The organism is Streptomyces phaeochromogenes (assembly GCF_001418655.1).
Classification (GTDB): domain Bacteria; phylum Actinomycetota; class Actinomycetes; order Streptomycetales; family Streptomycetaceae; genus Streptomyces; species Streptomyces phaeochromogenes.
Window position 1 is genome coordinate 22040 of the sequence record NZ_LIQZ01000162.1, and the last position, 25424, is coordinate 47463.

Here is a 25424-nt window from a genome sequence, read left to right on the forward strand (position 1 = left end):
GGGAGTTGGCGGGTGCGCTACGACCGGGGACGGGTCGCCGTCTGCCCGGGCCCACCGGGTCGCACGGCTGAGGCTCAGGCGGAACACAGGGTTCTGCCAGCCAACCGGGACAGGATCAAGACATGTCTGGCATCCGAAGGGAGCACATCCGCGTGCTGAACGTCGACGACGAAACCGGCCACTTGGGACCGCGCTCCGCGGCCGGCACGGGTTCCGTCACCGCGACCGGTGGGCGGTCGTGCCGGGTGGCGGACGGTGCGCTCCTGCCGCGCGTCGTGCACATCGGCGTCGTGCACATCGGCGTCGCGCACAGCCGCATCGCCCGCGGCGGCGTCCCGCATGCCGACGTCCTCGACGGAACGCGACACGACACACCTGGGCCGGAGCACCGCACGGCCGGGCAGGAACCCCGCCCGGACGGACTCACTTCGGCGCCGGCGCCGACGACCCGCTCCGGGCGAGGTGCCGAGGACGACGGCAGATCGACGGAGGCCGGGAGATGAGTTCGCGGCTGCGGCTTCGGCTCCGGCCTCATGGACGCTCGCCGCGGGACCGGTCACGGACCCCGCACGCACGCTCGCTGCGGTCCCGCCTCCCGCTGCTCGTCGGAGTCACCCTCGTCGCCGTGTGCGCGGTGACGGCGCTCACCGTCTTCCTCGTCCAACGCGCCTATCTGCTCGGCGACCTGGACCAGCGCGTCACCAGCACCGCCGAGCGCGTTCAGGGCGGCACCCGGGGCACGACCGAGGCCGGTCCGGACGCCGACAAGGACCTGGCGTTCCTCGACCAGCGGGGTCAGGCCGTCGGCACGATCGGGGGCACGCTCGATGTCGACGGGTACGTGTCCGCCGCCCGGGTCGTCCCCCAGGACGGCGACCCGCGAAGTCTCAACGCCGCCCAACGCGCCGCCCTCGACGGCATCGAGGCCGACGGCTCCCTGCATACCCGGACCGTGCCCGGCCTCGGCACCTACCGGGTCACCGCCCTCGCAAACAGCGGGCACGCCGTGCTCACCGGCCTGCCGATGGACGGCGTACGGGACATGATCCGGGACCTGGTCGTGGTCGAGGCCGTGGTCGCCGTCGTCGGTCTCGCCGCCGCGGGGTGCGTCTGCGCCGTCGTCATCCGGCGTCAGCTGCGCCCGCTGGGACGGGTCGCCGCAGCCGCCGCCGAGGTCTCCCGCTCGGCCCTGGACCGGGCCGAGGCCACCGGACCCACCCCAGCATCCGGACCCACCCCCGTACCCGGCCTCGTCCGCGTCTCCGAACGGGACACCGACCCCGGCAGCGAGGCAGGCCAGGTCGGCGCCGCGCTCAACCGCATGATCGACCACGTGGAGTCCTCGCTCGCGGAGCGGCAGCGCGGCGAGGAGGAGATCCGCCGCAGCGAGGAACGCACACGCCGCCTCCTCGCCGACGCCAGCCATGAACTCCGTACGCCACTCGCGGCCATCGCCGGATACGCGGAACTGATGAACCGCGACGCAGGGATGATCGAGCCCACGCTGGCCTGGCGGAGGGTCTCCGCCGAGTCGGCGCGCATGACCGGCCTCGTGGAGGACCTGCTGCTGCTCGCCCGGCTCGACGAGGGACGGCTGCCGCACTCCGCCGAGGCGGACCTCGCGGCCCTGGTCGCCGACGCGGTGTGGGACGCACGGGCCACCGGGGACGACCACGACTGGCAACTGGGGCTGCTCCTCGACACCCCGGCGCTGGTCGCCGGCGACGAGGCCCGACTGCATCAGGTGGTGGCCAACCTGTTGGCCAACGCGCGTATGCACACACCTGTGGGCACGACCGTCGTCACCTCGGTCGAGGCCACGGACGAGCGCCGCGTCATCCGCGTACGCGACAACGGCCCCGGCATCCCGCCCAGTCTGCTCCCCAGGGTCTTCGAACGCTTCACCCGCGCCGACGCCTCGCGCTCCCGCCCGGACGCCAGGTCCGGCGGCTCCGGTCTGGGCCTGGCCATCGCGGCGGCGATCACGCAGGCGCACGGGGGCCGGATCGGAGTCGAGAGCGAGCCGGGACGCACGGAGTTCACCATCGAGTTGCCCGCCATCGGGATGCCCCGACTGCTGCCCGTGGACACGGTCTCGGCTCCCTCGACGCCGACGCCCACATCACCGCCACCCACATCACCGCACCCCACCCCGGCCCCGACCCGAGCCCCGGACATCGCCTCCTCGTCCATCAGCTGACGGCGACCGGTTTCCCAACCGTCGCGAAGGTCGCACCCACCCAGGTACAACCCCCTTGCGCCAGCCGTTTACAGGTGTACAGGTCCGCGCTAGCTTCAGAACCACGTGGGATGGGAGCGCTCCCACATCCGGTGGACCGGAACCCGCCCAGGGTTCGCTCCCATCTCGCGCATCCGCACACGGACGCACGGACGTCCACGGCACATGGACGTCCACCGCGCGCGGACGCCAACCGCACACGGACACCAACGGACACCCCACGCCCCCTGAACGAAGGGACGGTCAGATCTGTCATGATCCTGACAACCCCATCGCCCGTGCCAACCCCACGACTCCCACGCCGATTACCGCTCCCCGCCCGTGGCAGAGCCTTCCTCCTCATCCTGCTGGCCCTGGTCGTCACGATCCCGGCGCTCGGTCTGGTCGTCTCGGCCGGTGGCGAGGCGAAGGCCCACGGCACCCCCATGAAGCCCGGCAGCCGCACCTTCCTGTGCTGGCAGGACGGGCTCACCGACACCGGTGAGATCAAGCCGATCAACCCGGCCTGCAAGAAGGCACAGCAGGTCAGCGGCACAACCCCGTTCTACAACTGGTTCTCGGTGCTCCGCTCCGACGGCGCGGGCCGCACCCGCGGCTTCGTGCCCGACGGCGAGCTGTGCAGCGGCGGCAACGCCAACTTCACGGGCTTCAACTCACCCAGCGCCGACTGGCCGTTGACCCATCTGACCTCGGGCGCGACCGTCGACTTCTCCTACAACGCCTGGGCCGCGCACCCGGGTTGGTTCTACGTCTACATCTCCAAGGACGGCTTCGACCCGACCAGGTCGCTCACCTGGAACGACATGGAGGAACAGCCGTTCCTGAGCGTCGACCACCCACAGCTCAACGGCTCCCCGGGCACGGTCGAGGCGAACTACTCCTGGTCCGGCCGGCTCCCCTCGGGCAAGTCGGGCCGTCATCTGATCTACATGGTCTGGCAGCGCTCGGACAGCGCGGAGACCTTCTACTCCTGCTCCGACGTCGTCTTCGACGGCGGCAACGGAGAGGTGACGGGCATTCACGACCCGGGCAACCCGACCGAGCCCCCGCCCGGCGCCTGCTCCGCCACCCGCCGCACGACGGGCAGTTGGTCCGGCGGCTACCAGTCCGAGGTCACCGTCACCAACACCGGCGAGGTGCCGATGCTCGGCTGGATGGTCGACTGGACGCTGCCGGGCGGCCAGTCCGTCGCCAGCCTCTGGAGCGGCAGCGCCACGTACAGCGGCCAGAACGTGATGGTCCACAACGCCGACTGGAACGGGTCGCTCGATCCGGGCGAGAGCGCCTCGTTCGGGTACGTCGTCCAGGGGTCCGGGGGTGATGCGGCGACCGCCCTCGCCTGTCGGCCGGGCTGAGCCGGTCCGGGCCGGTGAATTTGTGACTCCACCTGCTCAGGGCGGACCCGGTGGCCGTAATCCACCGGGTCCGCGAGCCGGGCAGGTTCGGGGGAAGGTCTGCCCGGATGGAACGTGGCTTGTGTGGACCAGTGGACGCGACAACGTTGTCGAATGGTCTGGCCGAGACTCTACTCCTCCAACGGACAACGCTGTCAAACCTGTTGGGCCTTGAGCCGTCCGAGTGTCGGCCACGCGCGCCCCTCGGAGGGCGGGCGCTCTTCCGTGGTACAGGTGCGGCACGCTACTGTCCCTGCGGCTTGTGCGACCTGTGGTGCGCGACCCGTCCGAAGGAGGAGGGGCCGCGTCATGCGTTTCCGTCCGTCATCCGTGCTTCTCGCCGTTGCTCTTGCCGCCGCCATGGCCGTCGGCGCCGGAGCCACCCCCGCCTTGAGTGCACCCGCACCGGGACCGGCACTCGTCCAGGACCCCACCCAGTACGTCGACCCGCTCATCGGCACCAGGAACGGCGGCAATGTCTTCCCGGGCGCCGTCGTCCCCTTCGGCATGCTCTCCTGGAGCCCCGAGAACACCCGCGGCGACGCCACCCGCACAGCCGCGCCCGGCGGCTACCAGTACGACGCGACCCGTATCCGCGGCTTCAGCCTCACGCACATGTCCGGCACGGGCTGCGCGGGCGGCAGCGGCGACATCCCGTTCTTCCCGTACGCGGGCGAGGTGACCTCGTCCCCGGCGAGCGACACCAAGGACGCGGTGTACGCGGCGGACTTCAAGCACGCCGACGAGACCGCCGCACCGGGCCACTACAAGGTCGGCCTCTCCTCCGGCGTCACCGCGGACCTCACGGCGACCGCCCGTACGGGCTCCGGCCGCTTCACCTACCCCGCCGACAAGCCGGCCTCGCTGCTGATCCGTACCGCCAACTCCGAGGTGGGGTCCACGACTTCGGACGTTCGCATCGACCCGAAGACCCGTACGGTCTCCGGTTCCGTCACGTCCGGCAACTTCTGCGGCTACCTCGACCCGGAGGGCCAACGCGACTACTACACCCTCCACTTCACCGCCCGCTTCGACCGCGCCTTCAAGGCCACCGGAACCTGGCAGGACGACAAGCTGAGCCCCGGCGCCACCGAGGCGAGCGGCGGCACCGGCGGGTTCGGCACGAGCGGACGGCCGGTCGCGGGCAAGGGCGCGGGCGGATACGTGGAGTTCGAGCCCGGCACCGGCCCGGTGAACGTCAAGGTCGGCATCTCGTACGTCAGCCGGGCCGGTGCCGAGGCCAACCTCGCCGCCGAGAACCCGCCCCGCCGCTCCTTCGACGACGTCCAGGACGCCGCACGCAAGGCCTGGCGCGACCGCCTCTCCGCAGTCAAGGTCGGCGGCGGCACGGACGCCGAGCGCACCACCTTCTACACCGCGCTCTACCACGCCCTCCTGCACCCGAACGTCATCAGTGACGCCGACCGCAGATACAGAGGCGCCGACGGCAAGGTGCACCGGGTCGGCGCGGGCCACCGGGCCCAGTACGGCACCTACTCCGGCTGGGACGTCTACCGCTCCCAGGTCCAGCTGCTCACCCTGCTCGACCCGCGCACCGGTTCCGACATCGCGCAGTCGCTGCTCGAACTGGCCCGCCAGAACGGCGGTGTCTGGGACCGCTGGCTGCACGGAGCGAGCGGCACCCACGTCATGAACGGCGACCCGGCACCGGCCACCCTGGCGGGCATCAGGGCCTTCGGCGGCCGGGACTTCGACCTGCGCGGCGCGCTCGACTCACTGGTGAAGGCGGCCACCGTACCGACCGACCTCGACCTGAGCCCGGCCGGGAAGCCCATCATGTCCGTCGGCCAACGCCCGTCCCTCGACAAGTACTTGGCGAAGCACTACATGCCGTCCGTGTCCAACGCCTGGGGCGGCGCGGCCGAGACCCTGGAGATGTCGGGCGCCGACTTCGCCCTCGGTCAACTCGCCACCGCGGCGGGGGAGAAGAAGACCGCCGAGACCTTCACCCGGCGCTCCCAGTGGTGGCAGAACAACTTCAACATCGCGGCCGACCCGACCGGCGGCTACATCGCCAACCGCAAGGCCGACGGCAGCTGGGTCACCGGCTTCACCCCGGCCACCGGCAACGGATTCGTCGAGGGCACGGCCGCCCAGTACACCTGGATGGTCCAGCACAACCCGGCGGGCCTCTTCGCCGCAATGGGCGGGCAGGACAAGGCGGTTGAGCGCCTTGACTCCTTCTTCCACAACGCCGACGGCAGCTGGGCCTTCACCGGCAGCGGCGGCGACAAGTCCGAACTGGACAACGAGCCGTCCATCAACGTCCCCTACCTGTACGCCTATGCGGGCGCGCCCTACAAGACCCAGGAGACCGTGCGGGCCGCGATGGGCAAGCTGTGGTCCACCGAGCCCGCCGGGATCCCCGGCAACGACGACCTCGGCGCGATGTCGTCCTGGTACGTCTTCTCCGCGCTCGGCATGTATCCGCAGGTGCCGTCGCGGGCCGAACTCGTCCTGGGCTCCCCGGTGTTCCCGAGGGCCCACATCTCCCGCCCGAACGGCAACGACATCGACATCCGGGCGGCGGGCGCGGCGGCGGACTCGCCGTACGTCCAGTCGCTGAAGGTCAACGGCCGTTCCAGTGACCGGGCCTGGCTGCCCGCCTCCTTCGTGCGTGACGGCGGCACGCTCGACTACACCCTCGCCGGCACCCCGAACCGCGCCTGGGGGAGCGGCGCCGAGGATGCCCCGCCGTCCTTCCGCGACGGGGAGCAGCCGTACCAGATCGGTGTCGGCCCGACCACGGCGACGGTCGCCCCCGGCGGCAGCACGAAGCTCGACATCCGCGCGCTCGCACTGAGCGGCGGCACCGGGCCCGAGGTGCGCTTCCGTGTCGAGACCCCCGAGGGCGTCCGGGCGACTCCCGCCGAGGGCACGGTCACGGACGGGGCCCAGGAGATCACGCTGGCCGCGGACGAGGACGCCGAGCAGGGCTTCTACGACGTCAAGGTCAGCGTGACGTCCGGCGACAGTGACACCTCGTACGACCAGCCCGTCGCCCTCACCGTCGCGGCACCAGGCTCCCTGCTCGCCGCGTACAACAACACCGGGACCACGGACGACGAGGGTGACCACGCCGAGGGCGACTACGACGGTGGCGGCTGGAGCTACTCCCGTCAGGCCCTCGCCGCCGCCGGTCTCACCCCCGGCGGGCAGGGGTCGGTGAACGGACTCGCCTACACCTGGCCGGGCTCCCCGGCGGGCCGCCCGGACAACGCCTCGGCGACCGGCCAGACCATCGAACTCCCCACACAGGCCGCCAAGTTGAGCTTCCTCGGCAGCGCGGTCAACGGCAACCAGCAGACGCGGGCGACCGTTACGTACGACGACGGCAGCACCGACTCCATCGATCTCTCCTTCACCGACTGGACCGTCGGCGGCGGAGGCGGCACCGTCCAGTACGGCAACGAGGTCGTCGCCCGGGCCGCGTACCGGAACGTCGCGGGCGCCGACAAGGACCCGGTCGCCACATACGTCTTCGCCACGAAGCCGTTCGAGGCGCCGGCGGGCAGGACGATCAAGAGCGTGAAGCTGCCGGACAACGCGGACCTGCATGTGTTCACCGTCGCGGTGAACTGAACTCCAGTGAACTGAACTCCCTTTCCCAGCAAGGTAATCCGCTCCCCAGCAGGGCAATCCGCCTCCGTCGGCGCTCCAACCGGCGGAGGCGGTAGCGTGTGCGATTCCGACGATCTCCCTGGGGGACGAGTCATGCGCGCGCGAGGGACAGTGCTGCGGCCCGCGGCCGTCGGCCTGGCACTGGTGATGTCGCTGGGCGTCCTCGCCGGGTGCGGCTCAGGCGTCGGCGCCGCGAAGAAGTCGTGGATCGCGGTGCCGGAACAGTTCTATCTCCGGCCGCCGGGGGACAAGTCGGGTCCGACGAACAAGGTTCCCTTCCACGTCCAGGCCGAGGACGTGAAGGCCAGGAGCCGCGTCGGAACGCAGGACCATCGGCTCACGGTGGACGTCACCGGCTCCGAGCGGGCCGTACGGCTCAAGATCTCGGACATCCGCAGGAAGAACCCCAGGTGCGCCGGGACCGACACCCGGGTCGTCTGCAAGGTGAGCGGCGCCTACAACAGCTGGTCCGACATCGACCGCGTCTATCCCTACGCCGCCCCGGGCAGCAAGCCGGGCGACAGCGGAACGGTCCGCTTCAGCTTCACCACCGAGAAGGGGAAGAAGCTCAGCGCCCGCACCCGGGTGATCGTCGGCGAGCCCGTGGTGAAGGTGCGGACGACGAAGGTGTTCAAGGACGTCGGGCCCGGCTCAGTCCTCAGCACACCCGTCGTGGTCCGCAACACCGGGGAGGTGCCCGTGCGCGGCGTCGGCCTGCAACTCTCCGTCGGCACGGGCCTGCGCTTCAAGCAGCAGTACGGCAACTGCCGTTACCCGGGGGCGCAGAAGGGCTCCCTCGCGGTGTGCGAGTTCCCCGGCGTGCGCATACCGCCCGGCCAGGCGGTCACCCTCCGTCCGGCCCTGGCACTGGACGTCGCCACGACGGAGATGTACTCCTCGTTCCGCCAGCAGGCGTGGGCCCTGGACATGGGCCCCGCGAAGAACAGCGTCGTGCCCGAGGGCGGCGACCACGGTGACGGCCCCCGGCTCACGACCGCGAACGCGAACGGCTCCGACCTGAAGGGGACGTTCGCCGGCGGCGACGTGTGGAGCGAGGTGCAGGTGGACACGTACGCCGACTTCGAGGTCTTCGCCGTCGAGGTGAGCGGCGAGCGCGGCAGCGAGCACACCGTGCGGCTGAAGGTCCGCAACAACGGGCCCGCCAACCCCGGGAGCACGACACTGCTGTTCACCCCGCCGGAGAGCGCCACCGTGGTGAAGCAGCCCATGGAGGCCATCGACGAGGACGTGTACGAGCCCTACTGCGACCTCGACCAGGGCACGTACTCCTGCTCCGTGGGAAGCGGGCTCGAAGCGGGCAGGACGCGCACCTTCGACTTCGAGCTCCGGCTCGGCGGACCGGGCGAGGGCAGCGTGCGGGTGACGGACGCCCGCGATTCCGACCGCCGGGACCCCGACCCCGCCAACGACACGGCACCGGTTACCGTCCTGCCGTAACCGGTGCCGTGTACGCCGTGCGCGGGCTGTCGGGCCGTGCCGTGCGTCAGCTCAGCAGTTCCACCTCCGACAGGGTGGCCTCACCGTCGAGGACCAGCCGGTACTTGGTGTACGACCCGGGCGCCGAGACCGAGAACGCCCGTGTCTGCCGGTCCCAGGTGAAGGACTGGCCGGACCGCTTGTCGAGGTCCTTCCACGTGGTCCCGTCGGACGAGCCCTGGAGGACCCAGCCCTGCGGAGCCTTGGAGCGCTCGGCCGACGTCAGCGTGTACTGAACGGCCTTGGCCCGGTCGGCGGTCGGCAGATCCACCGACTCGACGGTCGCGTTCGTCGCCGAGGTGTTGTCGAACAACTCGCCCTCGCCCTTGATGACGTCGCTCCGGGGTGACGGCACCTTGTCGTCCTCGGTGATCGAGACGGGCGCCGCGTTCTTCCCGGTACCCCACGAGGACGGCTTCGACCCCATGTCGAACTCCAGCACGCCACCACGGGAGATGATCGAGTGGGGGAGCGAAGTCTTCGTCCACGCCTTGCCGTTGACCTTCAGGCCCTGCACGTAGACGTTCTTCGCGCTGTTCTTCGGGGCCTTCACGACCAGCTTCTTGCCGTTCTCCAGGTGCACGGTCGCCTTGGTGAACAGCGGTGAGCCGACGGCGTATTCGCCACTGCCCATCACCAGCGGGTAGAAGCCGAGCGAGGAGAAGAGGAACCAGGCCGACTGCTCGCCGTTGTCCTCGTCGCCGTGGTAGCCCTGCCCGATCTCGCTGCCGGTGTAGAGGCGGGACAGCACCTCGCGGACGTTCTTCTGCGTCTTCCAGGGCTGACTCGCCGCGTTGTACATGTAGTTGACATGGTGGGCGACCTGGTTGGAGTGCCCGTACATGCCCATCCGTACGTCACGCGCCTCGGTCATCTCGTGGATGACGCCCCCGTACGAGCCGACGAACTCGGGCGAGGCGGTTTCGGGGGTCGCGAAGTACGTGTCGAGCTTCTCCGCGAGCCCGGAACGGCCGCCGTACAGGTTGGCGAGGCCGCGGGAGTCCTGGGGCGCGGTGAAGGCGTAGCCCCAGCCGTTCGTCTCGGTGTAGTCGTAACCCCACACCCTCGGGTCGAACTTGGACGACTCGACCCGCCAGTCGCCCTTGTCGTCACGGCCCTGGAAGAAGCCGGCCTTGTCGTCGAAGAGGTTGACGTAGTCCTGGGCGCGGTTGAGGAAGTACTCGGCCTCCTCCTTGTAGCGCTTCTCGCCCGTCTTCTCGTAGAGGGCCCGGCCCATCTTCGAGATGCCGTAGTCGTTGAGGTAGCCCTCAAGCGCCCACGAGAGGCCCTCGTGCGTGTCGGTGCTCGTGTAGCCGAGGAACGGCGAGGTCGCCATGCCCTTGCGGCCCACGCCCGAGGAGGGCGGCACGACGGTGGCGTTCTTGACCGCCGCGTCGTACGCCGACTTCGCGTCGAAGTCGACCCCCTTCACGTACGCGTCCGCGAACGCCACGTCCGAGGAGGTGCCGGTCATCAGGTCCGCGTAGCCGGGCGAGGACCAGCGCGAGGTCCAGCCGCCGTCCTTGTACTGCTGCACGAACCCGTCGACCATCTCACCCGCCTGACCGGGCGTCAGGAGCGAGTAGGCCGGCCAGGTCGTCCGATACGTGTCCCAGAAGCCGTTGTTGACGTACACCTTGCCGTCGACGATCTTCGCGCCGGTGTGCGTCGGGGTGTCCGGTCCTGGCATCGGCGAGAACGGCGAGGCGTACTGGTACTTCCCACCGACCTTCTCGAAGCCGGAGTTGGGGTACAGGTACAGCCGGTAGAGGCTGGAGTACAGGGTCGTCAGCTGGTCCGGTGTCGCGCCCTCGACCTCGACCTTGCCGAGGATCTTGTCCCACTGCTTCTGGGCGCGCGACTTGACCGCGTCGAAGGACGTGCCGTCCGGAATCTCCTGACGGAGGTTGTCCTTGGCCTGGTCGATGCTGATCAGGGAGGTGGCCAGGCGGAGCGTGACCGTGCGGTCCTCGCCCGCCTTGAACTTCAGATAGCCCTTCACACCGGCCGAGCTGCCCTCGGCGACCTCCGAGTCGAAGACCCCGTACACGAAGAGGCGGGTCGCGCCCGTCGACAGGCCGGACTTCACGTCCGAGTAGCCCGTGAAGGTCCCGTTCTCCTTGTCGAGGGTGAGGCCCGCCTGGTCGGTGACGTTGTCGAAGACGACGCTGGCGTCGTCGCCGGGGTAGGTGAAGCGCATGGCCGCCGCGTGGTCCGTCGGCGCCATCTCCGTCTTCAGCCCGTTCTCGAACCGCACCCCGTAGTAGTAGGGGCGTGCCGTCTCGTTCTCGTGCTTGAAGGGCAGCGCGCGGGCGGTGCGGCCCGTCTCCGGGGTGCCGGACGCGGCCGACGGCATCACCTGGAAGGTCTGCCGGTCACCCATCCACGGGCTCGGCTCATGACTCGCGCTGAACGCCTGTATGGTCGGCAGATTGTCAGCGTTGTTCGCGCGGGCGTAGTCGTAGAGCCAGCTGAGCGAACCCGCGTTCGTCACCGGCGTCCAGAAGTTGAAGCCGTGCGGCACGGCCGTCGCCGGGAAGTTGTTGCCGCGCGAGAAGCCGCCGCTGGAGTTGGTGCCCCGCGTGGTGGACGCGTAGTCCGACAGATGCGCCTTCGGCTTCTCGGGCTTCTGCACGCTCAGCTTCACGTCGTCCAGCCAGCCGCGGAACTTCGCGGGCCCCTTCGGGGAGTCGTACGCGACCAGGATCCGGTCGACCGTCCGGCCGGCCGCGACCGAGCCGATCCGCGAGACGACGTTGTTCCACTGGTTGACGTACAGCACCTTCGACGCGCCCTGGCCCTGCGGAGTCAGCGGGAACCCGTGCTGGTCCTGGGCGCGCAGGTCGCTCAGATAGGTGCCGTCCGTGAACGCCAGGTCCACCGAGACGTTCGTGGCGTCGTAGTCCCGGTCACCGTCCGCCATCGACGGGAAGACCCGGTACGCCAGCTCGGTGTCGCGGCCCACGGCCACGTTCACGTCGAAGACCTTGTTGTACGAGTAGGCGCGGCCGTCCGCCTTGTGGGTGCCCGCGTACCGGAGGGCCTTCTTGCCCGTGAAGCCCGCGCCGGACTTCGCGGTCGGGGAGCCGCTCGGGCCGCGGTCCACCAGCGAGAGCATGTCCTTGGGCGTCGGCTCCTCGCCGCCGCCCGTGGAGAACTGCACGTCGGCGAGTTGCAGGGCGTCCGAAGCACCCTTGTTCTTGGTGATGTCGAGCCGGAAGTGCTGGTACTCCGCGGGCTCCGCGAGGTCGTACGACTTCGTCTGGAAGCGCTCGCCGAAGGACTCGCCCGTGCGGGTGTCGAGGGTCTTCCAGTCCTTGCCGTCCGTGGACCCCTGGAAGGTCCAGTCGACCGGGTCGCGCTCGTCGTGGTCGTTGGCCGACGTGAGGGCGTACGTCACCAGCTTGACCGGGGCGTCCAGCTCGAACTCCACCCAGCCGGTGGGCGCGAAGGTCAGCCATTTGGTGCCGGGCTCGACGTCGACGAGGTTCTCCTTCACCTCGCCCGAGCCCGAGTTCTCGCCGCTCGCGGCGACGTCCGTGACGTGCTCGGTCACATTGCCGGGAATGCCGGTGCTGAAGCCGCCGTCGACACCCGACGAACGCTTCGAACCATCGGCGGCGGTGTCGACCGTATTCAGCCAGTCGGGTGCGGGTTCACCCGCCTCGAAGGAGGAACCGAACTCGCGGTCCGCGGCGGCGGCTTCGGCCGGACGGGCGACGGCGGCGCCCTGTGAGGCCACCACCAGCGCGAAGGCGGTCGCTCCGAGGACCGCCGTGGAACCCCATCCCTGCCGTGCCCTGATCCGAGATCTGTGCGGAGATCCTTGCCGAGATCTGTGGTGCATGCGCCAGCACCCTCCCTGTCACGTGCGCCTGGACAACGTTGTCATATTTGCTGCGCAGGTCCAGTAGGGAGTCAAGTGGTCAGGGATGTCAAGGGTGTTGGGCGTGGCGTATGGGGGTATTGGTCATGCCTGACCCAATGGTCCGCCGGGGGGCTCACCTGTCGGCTTCCTGTTCGGCGGCTGATCGTCCCCTGATCGCTCGCTGTGGCGGCGGACCTGCGGGCAGCTGATATTTCCGCGAGGTCTCACTTCGGGAAAGAGTGTCGGCCAACCGTGCATTCGATCTTGCTCAGCTGGCGGGAAGTGGACTATACCTGTCGGCGTCCGCCCAGTCGTTCGACGGGCCGCGGACAGATGAATGGCCACGGGGAAGAGGGGGCGCGGCGCATGCCGGGCGTCGTGTATTCCCGCTGATCCCGGTGCTTGACAAGCGCACGACCCCAGCTTCAACAACCCGCGGTGCCGGGGAGGGTCCGGTTCACCGCCTGAGTCCTGATGAAGGCGAGGACTTGAGCATGGGATCCACTTCCGCCAACAACCGTGAGGGTATCGGCCGCCGCGATCTGATCAAGCGGTCCGCTGCACTCGGCCTGATTTCCGTACCCACGATGAGTTTCCTGTCGGCGTGTGCCAGCAGTGACAGTGGTAGCGACGAAAAGGTCGACAAGGGCAAGAAGACCAAGGAGAATCCGCTCGCCGTCAATGAGACCGCACCGTTGGAGATCGTCATCTTCGACGGCGGTTTCGGCACGAAATACGCCGAGGACGCCAAGGCGGTCTACGAGAAGAACTTCCCGAAGGCGAAGGTCAAGTTCTCCTCGACCCAGAAGATCCAGTCGGTCCTGCAGCCGCGCTTCAACCAGGGAACCCCGCCGGACCTGATCGACAACTCGGGCGCCGAGCAGATGGACATGGGCGTCCTCGTGGGCAAGAAGCAGCTCGCGGACCTCACGCCCCTGCTGGACGCGCCCTCCGTCGACGACCCGAGCAAGAAGGTCCGCGACACGCTGCGCCCCGGCATCGTCGAGATGGGCCAGTTCGACGGCGACCCGGTCTGGATCATGTACTACGCGTACACCGTCTACGGCGTGTGGTACTCCCAGAAGGCGCTGGACTCCCTCGACGCCACGTACCCGGAGACCTGGGACGAGATGCTCGCGGTCTGCGAGAAGGCGAAGAAGAAGGACATTGCGGGCTGGACGTACGCGGGCAAGCACCCGTACTACCTCCCCTTCTCGCTCTACCCGATGATCGCCAAGGTCGGCGGCACCGAGGTCCTCGACGCCATCGACAACCTCGAGCCGAACGCCTGGAAGAACCCGGCGGTCAAGACCTGTTTCGAGGCGTACTACGAGCTGTACAAGAAGGGCTACATCCTCAAGGGCACGCCGGGCCTGGACCACATCCAGTCCCAGACCGCCTGGACCGAGGGCAAGGCGCTCTTCATCCCGAACGGCTCCTGGGTGGAGAACGAGGCGGCGAAGACGATGCCGAAGGACTTCAACCTCGCGGTGTCCGCGCCCACCGGCATCGACAGCTCGGACAAGATGCCCTTCGGCACCATCTGGGCGTCCGGCGGCGAGCCCTTCATCGTCCCCGCCAAGGCCAAGAACACCGACGGCGGCATGGAGCAGCTGCGCATCATGCTCAGCGAGGCCTCGTCGAAGAACTTCACCGAGTCCGTCAAGTCGCTGACCGCGTTCAACGGCGGCACCGACGGCATCGACCTGACCCCGGGCCTCAAGTCCGGTGTCGCGGCCCTGGAGAAGGCCGGCGACAACGTGGTCAACCCGCGCATCCAGGACTGGTACGTGGCGCTGCAGAAGGAGAAGATCGGTGTCGGCGGCCTCGGCGAGATGATGGCGGGACGGCTCACCCCGGCCGAGGCCATCAAGAAGATCCAGGGCTATGCCGACGAAGCGGCCAAGGACGACTCCATCCAGCACTACAAGCACCAGTGAGCTCAGCCGGGGACCCCGGGCGGTGACCGGGGTCCCCGGCTCTCGATGCGCGGCATCGGCGGCGGTTCCCGCGGGAAGATCGGGTCGGTAGGAAATGCAACACGGTAAATACCGTTTCATCGTGGGGTTCTTGGCGACCCCCCTGGGCATCTACGCCCTGTTCGTGATCTGGCCCTTCATCCAGTCCATCTACTATTCGTTCACGGACTGGAGCGGTCTGAGTCCGGAATTCAAGATGGTGGGCTTCAAGAACTACAGCAGAATTCTCGACGACGAGGTCTTCTGGAAGTCCTTCCAGCACAGCGTGACGTTCGTCCTGCTGCTGCCGTTGGTGACGCTCACCCTGGCGTTGTTCTTCGCCTTCATGCTCAATGTCGGCGGACGGCGCCGGAAGAACGCGGCGATCGCGGGCGTCCGTGGGTCCTCGTTCTACAAGATCGTCTATTTCTTTCCGCAGGTGCTGTCGATCGCGATCGTCGCCCTGCTGTTCCAGTTCGCCTACAACCCCAACAGCGGCGCACTCAATTCCGCTTTGAAGGCGGTGGGCCTGGACAGCGTCCAGCCCGACTGGCTCGGCGATCCGGACCTCGCCCTGTGGTGCGTTTTCGCCGTTCTCGTCTGGTCCACCGTCGGCTTCTTCGTGGTGCTGTTCTCCGCCGGAATGGCCTCAATTCCCAAGGACTACTACGAAGCCGCACTGCTGGACGGCGCGAACCGCATCACGACATTCTTCAAGATCACCCTGCCGCTGCTCTGGGACACCGTGCAGTCCGGCTGGGCCTATATGGGCATTCTGGCGCTCGGCGCCGAGTCCTTCGCGGTCGTGCAGATCATGACCGTGGGGCCGAACGGCGGAGGCCCCGACTATTCGACGACCGTCCTGCCGCTGTACGTCTACCAGAAGGCGTTCCGTGACGGCCAGGCCGCCTACGCGACGACGATCGGTGTCGCCCTGCTCGTCCTGACGCTGCTCTTCGTGGCCGTCGTGATGAGGCTCGGCCGACGTGAGCGGCTGGAGTACTGATGCGGACCGAGCTGACCGAGCCGCGAGGAGGACACGAGTGAAGACGACCGAGACGCCTCCCGTCGACACCGCCGAGGAGCGACCGCCCGTCACCGAGGTGACGGTCGCACGTACGCCGCCGGCGAAGGCCACCGAGGGCAGGGTCCTCAACTTCTTCTCGCACGGCATGCTCGTTCTCTGGGCGTTCATGGTCGTCATGCCGCTGCTGTGGGCGGTGATGACCTCGTTCAAGACGGACCGGGACATCTTCAGCTCGCCCTGGGCGCTGCCCGACCGGCTGCACTTCGAGAACTGGTCGCGCGCCTGGACGTCGGCGAACATGAGCGACTACTTCCTCAACACCGTGATCGTGGTGGGCTTCTCGCTCCTCGGCACCATGCTGCTGGGCTCCATGGCGGCCTACGTCCTCGCGCGCTTCGACTTCCCCGGGAACCGCTTCATCTACTTCCTCTTCATCGGAGGAATGAGCTTCCCGATCATCCTGGCGCTCGTCCCGCTGTTCTACGTCATGCAGAACCTGTCGCTGCTGAACACGCTGCCCGGACTGATCCTGGTCTACATCGCGTACTCGCTGCCGTTCACCGTGTTCTTCATGACGGCCTTCTTCCGTACGCTGCCGAGCTCGGTGGCCGAGGCGGCCTTCGTGGACGGTGCCTCGCACACCAGGACGTTCTTCCAGGTGATGCTGCCGATGGCCAAGCCCGGTCTGATCAGCGTCGGCATCTTCAACTTCCTGGGGCAGTGGAACCAGTACATGCTGCCGACGGTGCTCAACACCGAACCGGACCGGAAGGTGCTCACCCAGGGCCTCGTCCAGCTGGCCGTCAGCCAGGGCTACAAGGGTGACTGGTCCGGCCTCTTCGCCGGTCTCGTGATGGCGATGCTGCCGGTGCTCGCCGCGTACATCGTCTTCCAGCGCCAGGTCGTCCAAGGACTCACCGCGGGCGCGCTCAAGTAACGGTTCGGCCGTCGGTTCGGTTTGTGAGGGTGGTCCCGGAATGGAGCCGGGGCCACCCTGGTGTGTGCGGGCGCGGGCGCGCCCCTCTCTTGCTCAACCTCTTGACGGGAGGTGACCCCAACGGCTCAGCTTAGAGTTCACTAGTTGGACATAGACGGGGTCTCACTGAGGCGACCCCGTACGCAGGAGGTCGTCGTGGAGACTCCGGGGTCGCAGTCGTCGCTGCACCGAGCCAATCTCGAACGGGTCGTACGTGCGGTGCGCCTGGCCGGGTCGCTCACGCAGGCCGAGATCGCGAGGACGACGGGCCTGTCCGCGGCCACGGTCTCCAATATTGTTCGGGAGCTGAAGGACGGCGGGACGGTCGAGGTCACCCCGACCTCGGCGGGCGGCCGAAGGGCCCGCAGCGTCAGTCTCAGCGGCGATGCCGGCATCGTGATCGGCGTCGACTTCGGGCACACGCATCTGCGCGTCGCGGTCGGCAACCTCGCCCATCAGGTCCTCGCCGAGGAGTCCGAGCCACTCGATGTGGACGCCTCCGCCGCACAGGGCTTCGATCGGGCGGAACAGCTGGTCAACCGCCTGATCGCGGCCACCGGCGTGGACCGTACGAAGATCGCGGGCGTCGGGCTCGGCGTGCCGGGGCCGATCGACGTGGAGTCCGGGACGCTCGGCTCCACCGCGATCCTGCCGGGCTGGACCGGCACCAAACCCGCCGAGGAGCTGGGCGGACGCCTGGGCGTGCCCGTGCACGTCGACAACGACGCCAACCTGGGAGCCCTCGGCGAACTCGTCTGGGGCAGCGGCAGGGGCGTACGGGACCTGGCGTACATCAAGGTCGCGAGCGGTGTCGGCGCCGGACTGGTGATCAGCGGCAAGATCTACCGCGGCCCGGGTGGCACAGCGGGAGAAATCGGGCATATTACTCTTGACGAGTCCGGCCCGGTCTGTCGCTGCGGCAACCGAGGCTGCCTGGAGACCTTTGCGGCGGCGCGCTATGTGCTGCCGCTCCTCCAGTCCAGCCACGGCACGGACCTGACCATGGAAGGTGTCGTACGACTGGCGAGGGACGGAGACCCTGGCTGCCGTCGGGTGATCGCCGACGTCGGCCGACACATCGGCAGTGGAGTCGCCAATCTCTGCAACTTGCTCAACCCGAGCCGGGTGGTTCTCGGCGGTGATCTCGCCGAGGCCGGAGAGCTCGTGCTCGGACCCATAAGGGAGTCCGTCGGCCGCTATGCGATCCCCAGTGCGGCACGTCAACTATCCGTTCTGCCAGGGGCACTTGGCGGCCGGGCGGAAGTCCTCGGGGCACTCGCTCTCGCACTCAGCGAGATGGGCGATTCAACCCTTTTGGACGGTTCGCTCACCACCGCCACGCCTGCCTTCACTTAGAGAACGGATGGCACCGTTGCCATCTCGTTAAGGATTTACTTCTTGACGTCGCACTTGTGGCCGAGTTGACTTCCAGCCACCTCGGCCGCAACGTCGCGGCCTCGTCAGGGAGGTTTCTGAAGTGAATACGCGTATGCGTCGCGCCGCCTTTGCTGTTGCCGCAGGTGCGATGGCTGTCTCGCTGGCTGCCTGTGGCAGTGCCGACGAGGCCGGCGACAGTGACAGCACGAAGTCCGCGGCCAAGGGCGACGCCATCAAGGTCGGCCTCCTCCTTCCGGAGAACCAGACCGCTCGGTACGAGAAGTTCGACAAGCCCCTGATCGAGAAGAAGGTCAAGGAGCTCACGAACAACAAGGGCGAGATCGTCTACGCCAACGCCAAGCAGGACGCCACCACGCAGTCCCAGCAGGTCGACACCATGATCACCAACAAGGTGGACGTGCTGATCGTGGACGCGGTGGACTCCAAGGCCATCGCCAACGGCGTGAAGAAGGCCAAGGAAGCCGGCATCCCCGTCGTCGCGTACGACCGTCTGGCCGAGGGCCCGATCGACGCCTACACCTCCTTCGACAACGAAGAGGTCGGCCGCGTCCAGGGCAAGGCGCTTCTGACGGCCCTGGGCGACAAGGCGAAGCCCTCCGCGAAGATCGTCATGATGAACGGCGCGGTCACCGACCCGAACGCCGCCCTCTTCAAGAAGGGCGCGCTGTCCGAGCTCGAGGGCAAGGTCGACATCGCGAAGTCGTACGACACCAAGGAGTGGAAGCCGGAGAACGCCAACGCCAACATGGACGCGGCGATCTCCGCGGTCGGCAAGAACAACATCGTCGGCGTCTACTCCGCCAACGACGGCATGGCGGGCGGCATCATCACGGCCCTGAAGGCCGCGAACGTCTCCCCGCTCCCGCCGGTCACCGGCCAGGACGCCGAGCTCGCGGGTGTGCAGCGCATCGTCTCCGGTGAGCAGTACATGAGCGTCTACAAGCCCTACCCGCAGGAGGCGGACGTCGCCGCGGAGATGGCCGTCGCCCTCGCCAAGGGCGAGAAGCTCGACTCCATCGCCAAGGACTCGGTCGACAGCCCGACCACCAAGGGCGTCCCGTCGGTGCTCGTCCCCGTCGTGTCGCTGACCAAGGACAACATCAACGACACCGTCATCAAGGACGGCATCTACACGGTCGACGAGATCTGCACGGCGAAGTTCAAGACCGCCTGTGGCAAGGTCGGCCTCAACTAGCCGGAACGCAAGTCCCTTACCACGTACGGGAATTCGCCATCGGATTCCCGTACGAGGCTTGATTCCCGCAGGGAATCGAATCCGGGACTCGCACACCAGAAGCTCCTCCGGCGCCCCGCAACCACCAGCCCCGCAAGCTAGGGCGGGGCGCCGGACGGAATCCTTCCTCCCTCCTCCAATTCTTCTGCACAACCTCCCGCCGGGTCAGGCGGCGAAGGAGATGGTTAACGTGTCCGCTACGCCTGTCCTGGCGTTGCGCGGGATCTCGAAGCGGTTCGGTGCCGTTCAGGCGCTCACCGACGTAGAGCTCGAGGTCCACGCCGGCGAGGTGGTCGCCCTGGTCGGCGACAACGGCGCCGGAAAATCCACGCTGGTGAAGACGATCGCCGGCGTGCACCCCATCGATGAGGGTGTCATCGAATGGGACGGCAGGACCGTCCAGATCAACAAGCCGCACGACGCCCAGAACCTGGGCATCGCGACCGTCTACCAGGACCTCGCGCTGTGCGACAACATCGACGTCGTCGGAAACCTCTATCTGGGCCGTGAGCTGCAGAAGCGCGGCATCCTGGACGAGGTCGAGATGGAGCGCCGCTCCCGCGAGCTGCTCCAGACGCTGTCGATCCGCATCCCCAGCGTGCGCATCCCGATCGCCTCGCTCTCCGGCGGTCAGCGCCAGACGGTGGCCATCGCCCGCTCCATGCTCGGCGCGCCCAAGCTGGTCATCCTCGACGAGCCCACCGCGGCCCTCGGTGTCGAGCAGACCGCCCAGGTCCTCGACCTGGTCGAGCGGCTGCGCGAGCGCGGCCACGCGGTCCTGCTCATCAGCCACAACATGGCCGACGTCAAGGCCGTCGCCGACAAGGTGGCCGTGCTCCGGCTCGGCCGCAACAACGGCGTGTTCGAGGTCAAGACCACCTCGCAGGAAGAGATCATCTCCGCCATCACCGGTGCCACGGACAACGCCGTGACCCGTCGTGCGGCGCGCAGCAACGGGGAGGCTCAGAAGTGAGCATCGACAAGACCTCCGCCACGCCCGACGACCACGTCGTCGAGAACCCCGAGGCCGCCGCGGGCGCCGATGTCGCCGTCGACCCCCGGCTGCTGGTGCGCGAGCGGGGCTTCGCGGGCTACCTCGACGAGTTCAAGCGCAAGATGCGTGCCGGTGACCTGGGCTCGATCCCGGTCGTCGTCGGTCTGATCGTCATCTGCGTCATCTTCCAGAGCCTCAACTCGGCCTTCCTCTCGGCCGAGAACCTCAACAACATCGCCGTCGCGATGGTCGCCACCGGCATGATGTCCGTCGGCATCATCTTCGTGCTGCTGCTCGGCGAGATCGACCTGTCGGTCGGCTCGGTCAGCGGTGTCGCGGGTGCCATCACCGCCGTGCTCAGCGTCACGAACGGCGTCAACGAGTGGCTGTCGGTCATCATCGCCCTCGCCAGCGGTGCGGCCATCGGCGCGATCCACGGCTTCTTCTTCGCCAGGATCGGCGCGCCCGCGTTCGCGGTCACGCTGGCCGGCCTGCTGTTCTGGCTCGGCTTCATGCTCCAGATCCTGGGCGAGAACGGCACGATCAACCTCGACGGCGACGGCGTGGTCGGCAAGCTGACCACGTACTACTTCTCGGACGTCGCCGCCGCCTACGGGCTCGCGGTGGTCGCGGTGGCGCTCTTCTTCGTCACCTCGTTCCTGGACAGCCGCCGTCGCGAGGCGGCGGGCATCCCGGCCCGCCCGCTCATCGACATCGTGGTGCGCACGGCGATCCTCGCGGTCGTCGCCTTCGCCGCGGCGATCATGTTCAACCAGTACAAGGGTCTGCCCCTGGCGCTGCTGCTGTTCGTCCTGGTCCTGGTGATCACGGACTTCGTGCTGCGCCGCACGACCTACGGCCGCAAGATCTTCGCGCTCGGCGGCAGCGTCGAGGCGTCCCGTCGTGCCGGTATCAACGTCACGGCGGTACGGGTCTCGGTCTTCGCCATCGCGGGCTTCTTCGCCGCGGTGGGCGGTCTGTTCTGGTCCTCGAAGATCGCGGCGGCCAACCAGAGCGCCGGTGCGGGTGACCTTCTGATGAACGTCATCGCGGCGGCGGTCATCGGTGGCACCAGCCTCTTCGGCGGGCGCGGTCGTACGTGGAACGCGCTGCTCGGTGTCATGGTGATCACGTCGATCCAGTACGGGCTGGCCCTCGAGGGCATCGCCACGCCGGTTCAGTACATGATCACCGGTGGTGTGCTTCTGGCCACGGTCGTCATCGACTCGATCACCCGGAAGACCCAGAAGACGGCGGGCCGCGCGTAGCGGTTCATGGTCTGACGGTTGTGGGGCGAAGCCCCCTTCGGACAAGTGCCCGACACCAATGGCGGTGTCGGGCACTTTCGTCTGTCCGTGTGCGTTTGGTGGCGGGAGCCGTGGGCGAGATGTTTTACGGCCGAACGCGTGACGTACGACGCACAGCCCGGCCGCCGCCGTGAAAGGCGGAACATTAGACTCGACAGACCCGGCAAAGCTCGATCAGCTCTACTGCAAGGAGGCACGGGTGCCGCTGCTGACCCGCATCAGGGGACCGCGCGATCTGGACCGGCTCAGCCTGGAGCAGCTGGACCAGCTGGCAGGCGAGATCCGGACCTTCCTCGTCGAAGAGGTCTCCAAGACCGGCGGCCACCTCGGCCCGAACCTCGGTGTCGTGGAGCTCACCATCGCGCTGCACCGCGTCTTCGAGTCCCCGAAGGACAGAATCCTCTGGGACACCGGGCACCAGTCCTATGTGCACAAGCTGCTCACGGGCCGCCAGGACTTCTCGAAGCTGAAGATGAAGGGCGGCCTGTCCGGCTACCCCTCGCAGGCGGAGTCCGAGCACGACGTCATCGAGAACTCGCACGCCTCCACGGTCCTCGGCTGGGCCGACGGCCTCGCGAAAGCCAACGAGGTCCTCCGAAAAGAGGACCACGTCGTCGCCGTCATCGGCGACGGAGCCCTCACCGGCGGCATGGCCTGGGAGGCGCTCAACAACATCGCCGACGCCAAGGACCGCCCCCTCGTCATCGTCGTCAACGACAACGAGCGGTCGTACGCCCCGACGATCGGCGGCCTCGCCAACCACCTGGCGACCCTGCGCACCACCGACGGCTACGAGCGGTTCCTGGCCCGCGGCAAGGACATCCTGGAGCGCACGCCCGTCGTCGGGAAGCCGCTCTACGAGACCCTGCACGGCGCCAAGAAGGGCCTCAAGGACTTCATCGCCCCGCAGGGCATGTTCGAGGACCTGGGCCTGAAGTACGTCGGCCCCATCGACGGCCACGACATCGAGGCCCTGGAGTCCGCGCTCGTGCGCGCCAAGCGCTTCGGCGGCCCCGTCATCGTGCACTGCCTCACCGAGAAGGGCCGCGGCTACCAGCCCGCCCTCCAGGACGAGGCGGACCGTTTCCACGCCGTCGGCAAGATCCACCCCGACACGGGCCTGCCGATCGCCTCCTCCGGCGCCGACTGGACGTCCGTCTTCGGCGAGGAGATGGTCAAGCTCGGCAAGGAGCGCGAGGACGTCGTCGCCATCACGGCCGCCATGCTCCAGCCGGTCGGCCTCGACAAGTTCGCCAAGGCCTTCCCGGACCGGGTGTACGACGTCGGCATCGCCGAGCAGCACGCGGCCGTCTCGGCGGCCGGCCTCGCCACCGGCGGCCTGCACCCCGTCTTCGCGGTCTACGCGACCTTCCTCAACCGCGCCTTCGACCAGGTCCTGATGGACGTGGCGCTGCACAAGTGCGGGGTCACCTTCGTCCTCGACCGGGCCGGCATCACCGGTACCGACGGCGCCTCCCACAACGGCATGTGGGACATGTCGATCCTCCAGGTCGTCCCCGGCCTGCGGCTGGCCGCCCCGCGCGACGCCGACCAGGTCCGCGCCCAGCTCCGCGAGGCCGTCGAGGTCACCGACGCGCCGACCGTGGTCCGCTTCTCCAAGGGCGCGGTCGGTCCCGCCGTACCCGCCGTGGGCCGGATCGGCGGCATGGACGTCCTGCGCGAGCCGGGCACCGACGCCCCGGACGTCCTCCTCGTCTCGGTCGGCGCCCTCGCTCCGATGTGCCTGGAGATCGCCGGACTCCTCGACAAGCAGGGCATCTCCACGACCGTCGTCGACCCGCGCTGGGTCAAGCCCGTCGACGAGGCCATGGCCCCGCTCGCCGAGCAGCACCGTGTGGTCGTCACCGTCGAGGACAACTCCCGTGTCGGCGGCGTCGGTTCGGCCGTCGCCCAGGCCCTGCGCGACGCGGGCGTGGACGTACCGCTGCGTGACTTCGGCATTCCGCCGCGGTTCCTCGACCACGCCACCCGCAAGGAGGTGCTGGCCGAGATCGGACTGACCGCACCGGACATCGCCCGGCAGGTCACCGGCCTCGTCTCCAAGCTCGACGGCCGGTTCGAGCAGCCCCACGCCACGGTGGAGTCCGCCCGCGACTGACACGCCCGGTCGCCCGCGACCGACACGGCCGAGTGGGCCGGTTTCCACACCCTTTACGGTGGTGAAACCGGCCCATTAGCGTGAAACCTGCCGCGCCGGGGCATACGGACCACGCCCCCTCTCGATCATGTCGAGGACGACAAGCGTGGGAGGTACGCCGTGAGCAGCACCCTCTTCAGGACGAAGAAGGTCGAACAGTCCATCCTCGATACCGAGGAGCCAGAGCACGCGCTCAAGAAATCCTTGTCCGCGCTGGATCTGACCGTCTTCGGCGTCGGTGTCATCATCGGCACCGGCATCTTCGTCCTGACCGGCACGGTCGCCAAGAACAACGCCGGTCCCGCCGTAGCCCTGGCCTTCGTCGTCGCCGGGGTCGTCTGCGCGCTCGCCGCGCTCTGCTACGCCGAGTTCGCCTCCACCGTCCCGGTGGCCGGCTCGGCCTACACGTTCTCGTACGCCTCGCTCGGAGAACTGCCCGCCTGGATCATCGGCTGGGACCTCGTGCTGGAGTTCGCGCTCGGCACGGCGGTGGTGGCCGTCGGCTGGTCGGGCTACATCGCCTCGCTGCTGGACAACGCGGGCTGGCACCTGCCGGCTTCCCTCAGCGGGAGAGAGGGGGCCGACGGCTTCGGCTTCGACATCCTCGCCGCCGCCCTCGTGCTGGTCCTCACCGGCATCCTCGTGATCGGCATGAAGCTCTCCGCCCGGATCACCGCGGTCGTCGTCGCCATCAAGGTCACCGTCGTCATGGTCGTGATCATCGCCGGTGCCTTCTTCATCGTCGGCGACAACTACGACCCGTTCATCCCGAAGGCGCAGGAGGTGCCGGCGGGCGGCGATCTCCAGTCTCCGCTCATCCAGCTGATGTTCGGCTGGGCCCCCTCCAACTTCGGCGTGATGGGCATCTTCACCGCCGCCTCCGTCGTCTTCTTCGCCTTCATCGGCTTCGACGTCGTGGCCACGGCCGCCGAGGAGACCCGTAACCCACAGCGGGACATGCCGCGCGGCATCCTCGGCTCACTGATCATCTGCACCACGCTGTACGTCGCGGTGGCGATCGTCGTGACCGGTATGCAGCACTACACCGAGCTCTCCGTGGACGCCCCGCTGGCCGACGCGTTCAAGGCCACCGGGCACCCCTGGTTCGCGGGCTTCATCAGCTTCGGCGCCGCCGTCGGCCTCACGACGGTCTGCATGATCCTGCTCCTCGGCCAGACCCGGGTCTTCTTCGCGATGAGCCGCGACGGACTGCTGCCGCGCTTCTTCTCGCACGTCCACCCGCGCTTCAAGACCCCGCACCGGCCGACCATCCTGCTCGGCGTGATCATCGCCGTCCTCGCGGGCTTCACCAGCCTCAGCGAGCTCGCCGAACTGGTCAACATCGGCACGCTGTTCGCGTTCGTCGTCGTCGCGATCGGCGTGATCATCCTCCGCCGCACCCGCCCCGAACTGCCCCGCTCCTTCCGCACCCCGCTGGTGCCGTTCCTGCCGATCGTCTCCGTCCTCGCCTCGCTGTGGCTGATGCTCAACCTGCCCGCCGAGACCTGGCTGCGGTTCGGCATCTGGATGGCGATCGGCTTCCTCGTGTACTTCCTGTACGGCCGCTCCCACAGCCGTCTCGGACGCGGCGAGGAGGCCGTGGCCGTCGATACCGTCAAGCCGCAGCGCGGAGACACCGAGTAACCGACCTTCGCGTTCGACCGACCCTCGCGATCAACCGGCCCCGTACGTCCCGCTCCGGCGGGGACTGCGGGGCCGGTTGATCGCGAGG

Annotated in this window: 15 protein-coding genes; 14 read left to right on the forward strand and 1 reads right to left on the reverse strand. The window is 68.3% G+C overall.

Annotated features, from left to right (window positions below; translation table 11 throughout):
* Positions 1-122: 122 nt before the first annotated feature.
* From AOK17_RS22465 to AOK17_RS22485, 5 genes are all read left to right on the forward strand, one after another.
* The gene (locus AOK17_RS22465; protein ID WP_157881375.1) at positions 123-503 is read left to right on the forward strand and encodes a hypothetical protein; all 381 of its coding nucleotides are present in this window, start codon (positions 123-125) and stop codon (positions 501-503) included.
* Positions 500-2200, forward strand: a complete 1701-nt coding sequence (locus tag AOK17_RS22470) for an ATP-binding protein (protein WP_079053213.1) — start codon at positions 500-502, stop codon at positions 2198-2200. The genes AOK17_RS22465 and AOK17_RS22470 overlap by 4 nt, the downstream gene beginning before the upstream one ends.
* A gap of 293 nt (positions 2201-2493) precedes the next feature.
* A complete protein-coding gene (locus tag AOK17_RS22475; RefSeq protein WP_079053214.1) occupies positions 2494-3594 on the forward strand; it encodes a lytic polysaccharide monooxygenase in 1101 nt (366 codons plus the stop codon).
* Between the two features lie 348 nt (positions 3595-3942).
* Entirely contained in the window at positions 3943-7236 is a 3294-nt protein-coding gene (locus AOK17_RS22480; RefSeq protein ID WP_055614333.1) for a GH92 family glycosyl hydrolase, read from the forward strand.
* 132 nt (positions 7237-7368) lie between these two features.
* Positions 7369-8733, forward strand: coding sequence for a DUF11 domain-containing protein (locus tag AOK17_RS22485; protein WP_245697288.1), 1365 nt, complete (start codon positions 7369-7371; stop codon positions 8731-8733).
* Positions 8734-8779: 46 nt separating this feature from the next.
* On the opposite strand, the gene AOK17_RS22490 is transcribed toward AOK17_RS22485, so the two are convergent.
* A complete protein-coding gene (locus tag AOK17_RS22490; RefSeq protein ID WP_206190806.1) occupies positions 8780-12619 on the reverse strand; it encodes a GH92 family glycosyl hydrolase in 3840 nt (1279 codons plus the stop codon).
* Positions 12620-13134: 515 nt separating this feature from the next.
* Here AOK17_RS22490 and ngcE point away from each other — a divergent pair.
* From ngcE to AOK17_RS22535, 9 genes are all read left to right on the forward strand, one after another.
* On the forward strand, positions 13135-14580 hold the full coding sequence (gene ngcE, locus AOK17_RS22495; protein ID WP_055614334.1) for an N-acetylglucosamine/diacetylchitobiose ABC transporter substrate-binding protein: 1446 nt from the start codon (positions 13135-13137) through the stop codon (positions 14578-14580).
* A gap of 94 nt (positions 14581-14674) precedes the next feature.
* Complete coding sequence (locus AOK17_RS22500) at positions 14675-15604, forward strand: carbohydrate ABC transporter permease (RefSeq protein WP_055614335.1); 930 nt, start codon at positions 14675-14677, stop codon at positions 15602-15604.
* Positions 15605-15641: 37 nt separating this feature from the next.
* Positions 15642-16562, forward strand: a complete 921-nt coding sequence (locus tag AOK17_RS22505; RefSeq protein ID WP_055614336.1) for a carbohydrate ABC transporter permease — start codon at positions 15642-15644, stop codon at positions 16560-16562.
* A gap of 195 nt (positions 16563-16757) precedes the next feature.
* Positions 16758-17957, forward strand: coding sequence for an ROK family transcriptional regulator (locus AOK17_RS22510; protein WP_055614337.1), 1200 nt, complete (start codon positions 16758-16760; stop codon positions 17955-17957).
* 169 nt (positions 17958-18126) lie between these two features.
* On the forward strand, positions 18127-19194 hold the full coding sequence (locus AOK17_RS22515; protein ID WP_055614338.1) for a substrate-binding domain-containing protein: 1068 nt from the start codon (positions 18127-18129) through the stop codon (positions 19192-19194).
* 220 nt (positions 19195-19414) lie between these two features.
* Entirely contained in the window at positions 19415-20206 is a 792-nt protein-coding gene (locus AOK17_RS22520) for an ATP-binding cassette domain-containing protein (protein WP_055614339.1), read from the forward strand.
* A complete protein-coding gene (locus tag AOK17_RS22525) occupies positions 20203-21495 on the forward strand; it encodes a sugar ABC transporter permease (RefSeq protein ID WP_055614340.1) in 1293 nt (430 codons plus the stop codon). The genes AOK17_RS22520 and AOK17_RS22525 overlap by 4 nt, the downstream gene beginning before the upstream one ends.
* A 238-nt stretch (positions 21496-21733) precedes the next feature.
* Positions 21734-23653, forward strand: a complete 1920-nt coding sequence (dxs, locus tag AOK17_RS22530; RefSeq protein WP_055614341.1) for a 1-deoxy-D-xylulose-5-phosphate synthase — start codon at positions 21734-21736, stop codon at positions 23651-23653.
* 159 nt (positions 23654-23812) lie between these two features.
* Positions 23813-25336, forward strand: coding sequence for an amino acid permease (locus AOK17_RS22535; protein WP_055614342.1), 1524 nt, complete (start codon positions 23813-23815; stop codon positions 25334-25336).
* Positions 25337-25424: the final 88 nt, after the last annotated feature.

Coding starts and splice junctions, on each gene's coding strand:
- AOK17_RS22465 (WP_157881375.1), top strand. CDS start 123: ATGTCTGGCATCCGAAGGGAGCACATCCGCGTGCTGAACGTCGACGAC.
- AOK17_RS22470 (WP_079053213.1), top strand. CDS start 500: ATGAGTTCGCGGCTGCGGCTTCGGCTCCGGCCTCATGGACGCTCGCCG.
- AOK17_RS22475 (WP_079053214.1), top strand. CDS start 2,494: ATGATCCTGACAACCCCATCGCCCGTGCCAACCCCACGACTCCCACGC.
- AOK17_RS22480 (WP_055614333.1), top strand. CDS start 3,943: ATGCGTTTCCGTCCGTCATCCGTGCTTCTCGCCGTTGCTCTTGCCGCC.
- AOK17_RS22485 (WP_245697288.1), top strand. CDS start 7,369: ATGCGCGCGCGAGGGACAGTGCTGCGGCCCGCGGCCGTCGGCCTGGCA.
- AOK17_RS22490 (WP_206190806.1), bottom strand. CDS start 12,619: ATGCACCACAGATCTCGGCAAGGATCTCCGCACAGATCTCGGATCAGG.
- ngcE (WP_055614334.1), top strand. CDS start 13,135: ATGGGATCCACTTCCGCCAACAACCGTGAGGGTATCGGCCGCCGCGAT.
- AOK17_RS22500 (WP_055614335.1), top strand. CDS start 14,675: ATGCAACACGGTAAATACCGTTTCATCGTGGGGTTCTTGGCGACCCCC.
- AOK17_RS22515 (WP_055614338.1), top strand. CDS start 18,127: ATGGCTGTCTCGCTGGCTGCCTGTGGCAGTGCCGACGAGGCCGGCGAC.
- AOK17_RS22520 (WP_055614339.1), top strand. CDS start 19,415: ATGGTTAACGTGTCCGCTACGCCTGTCCTGGCGTTGCGCGGGATCTCG.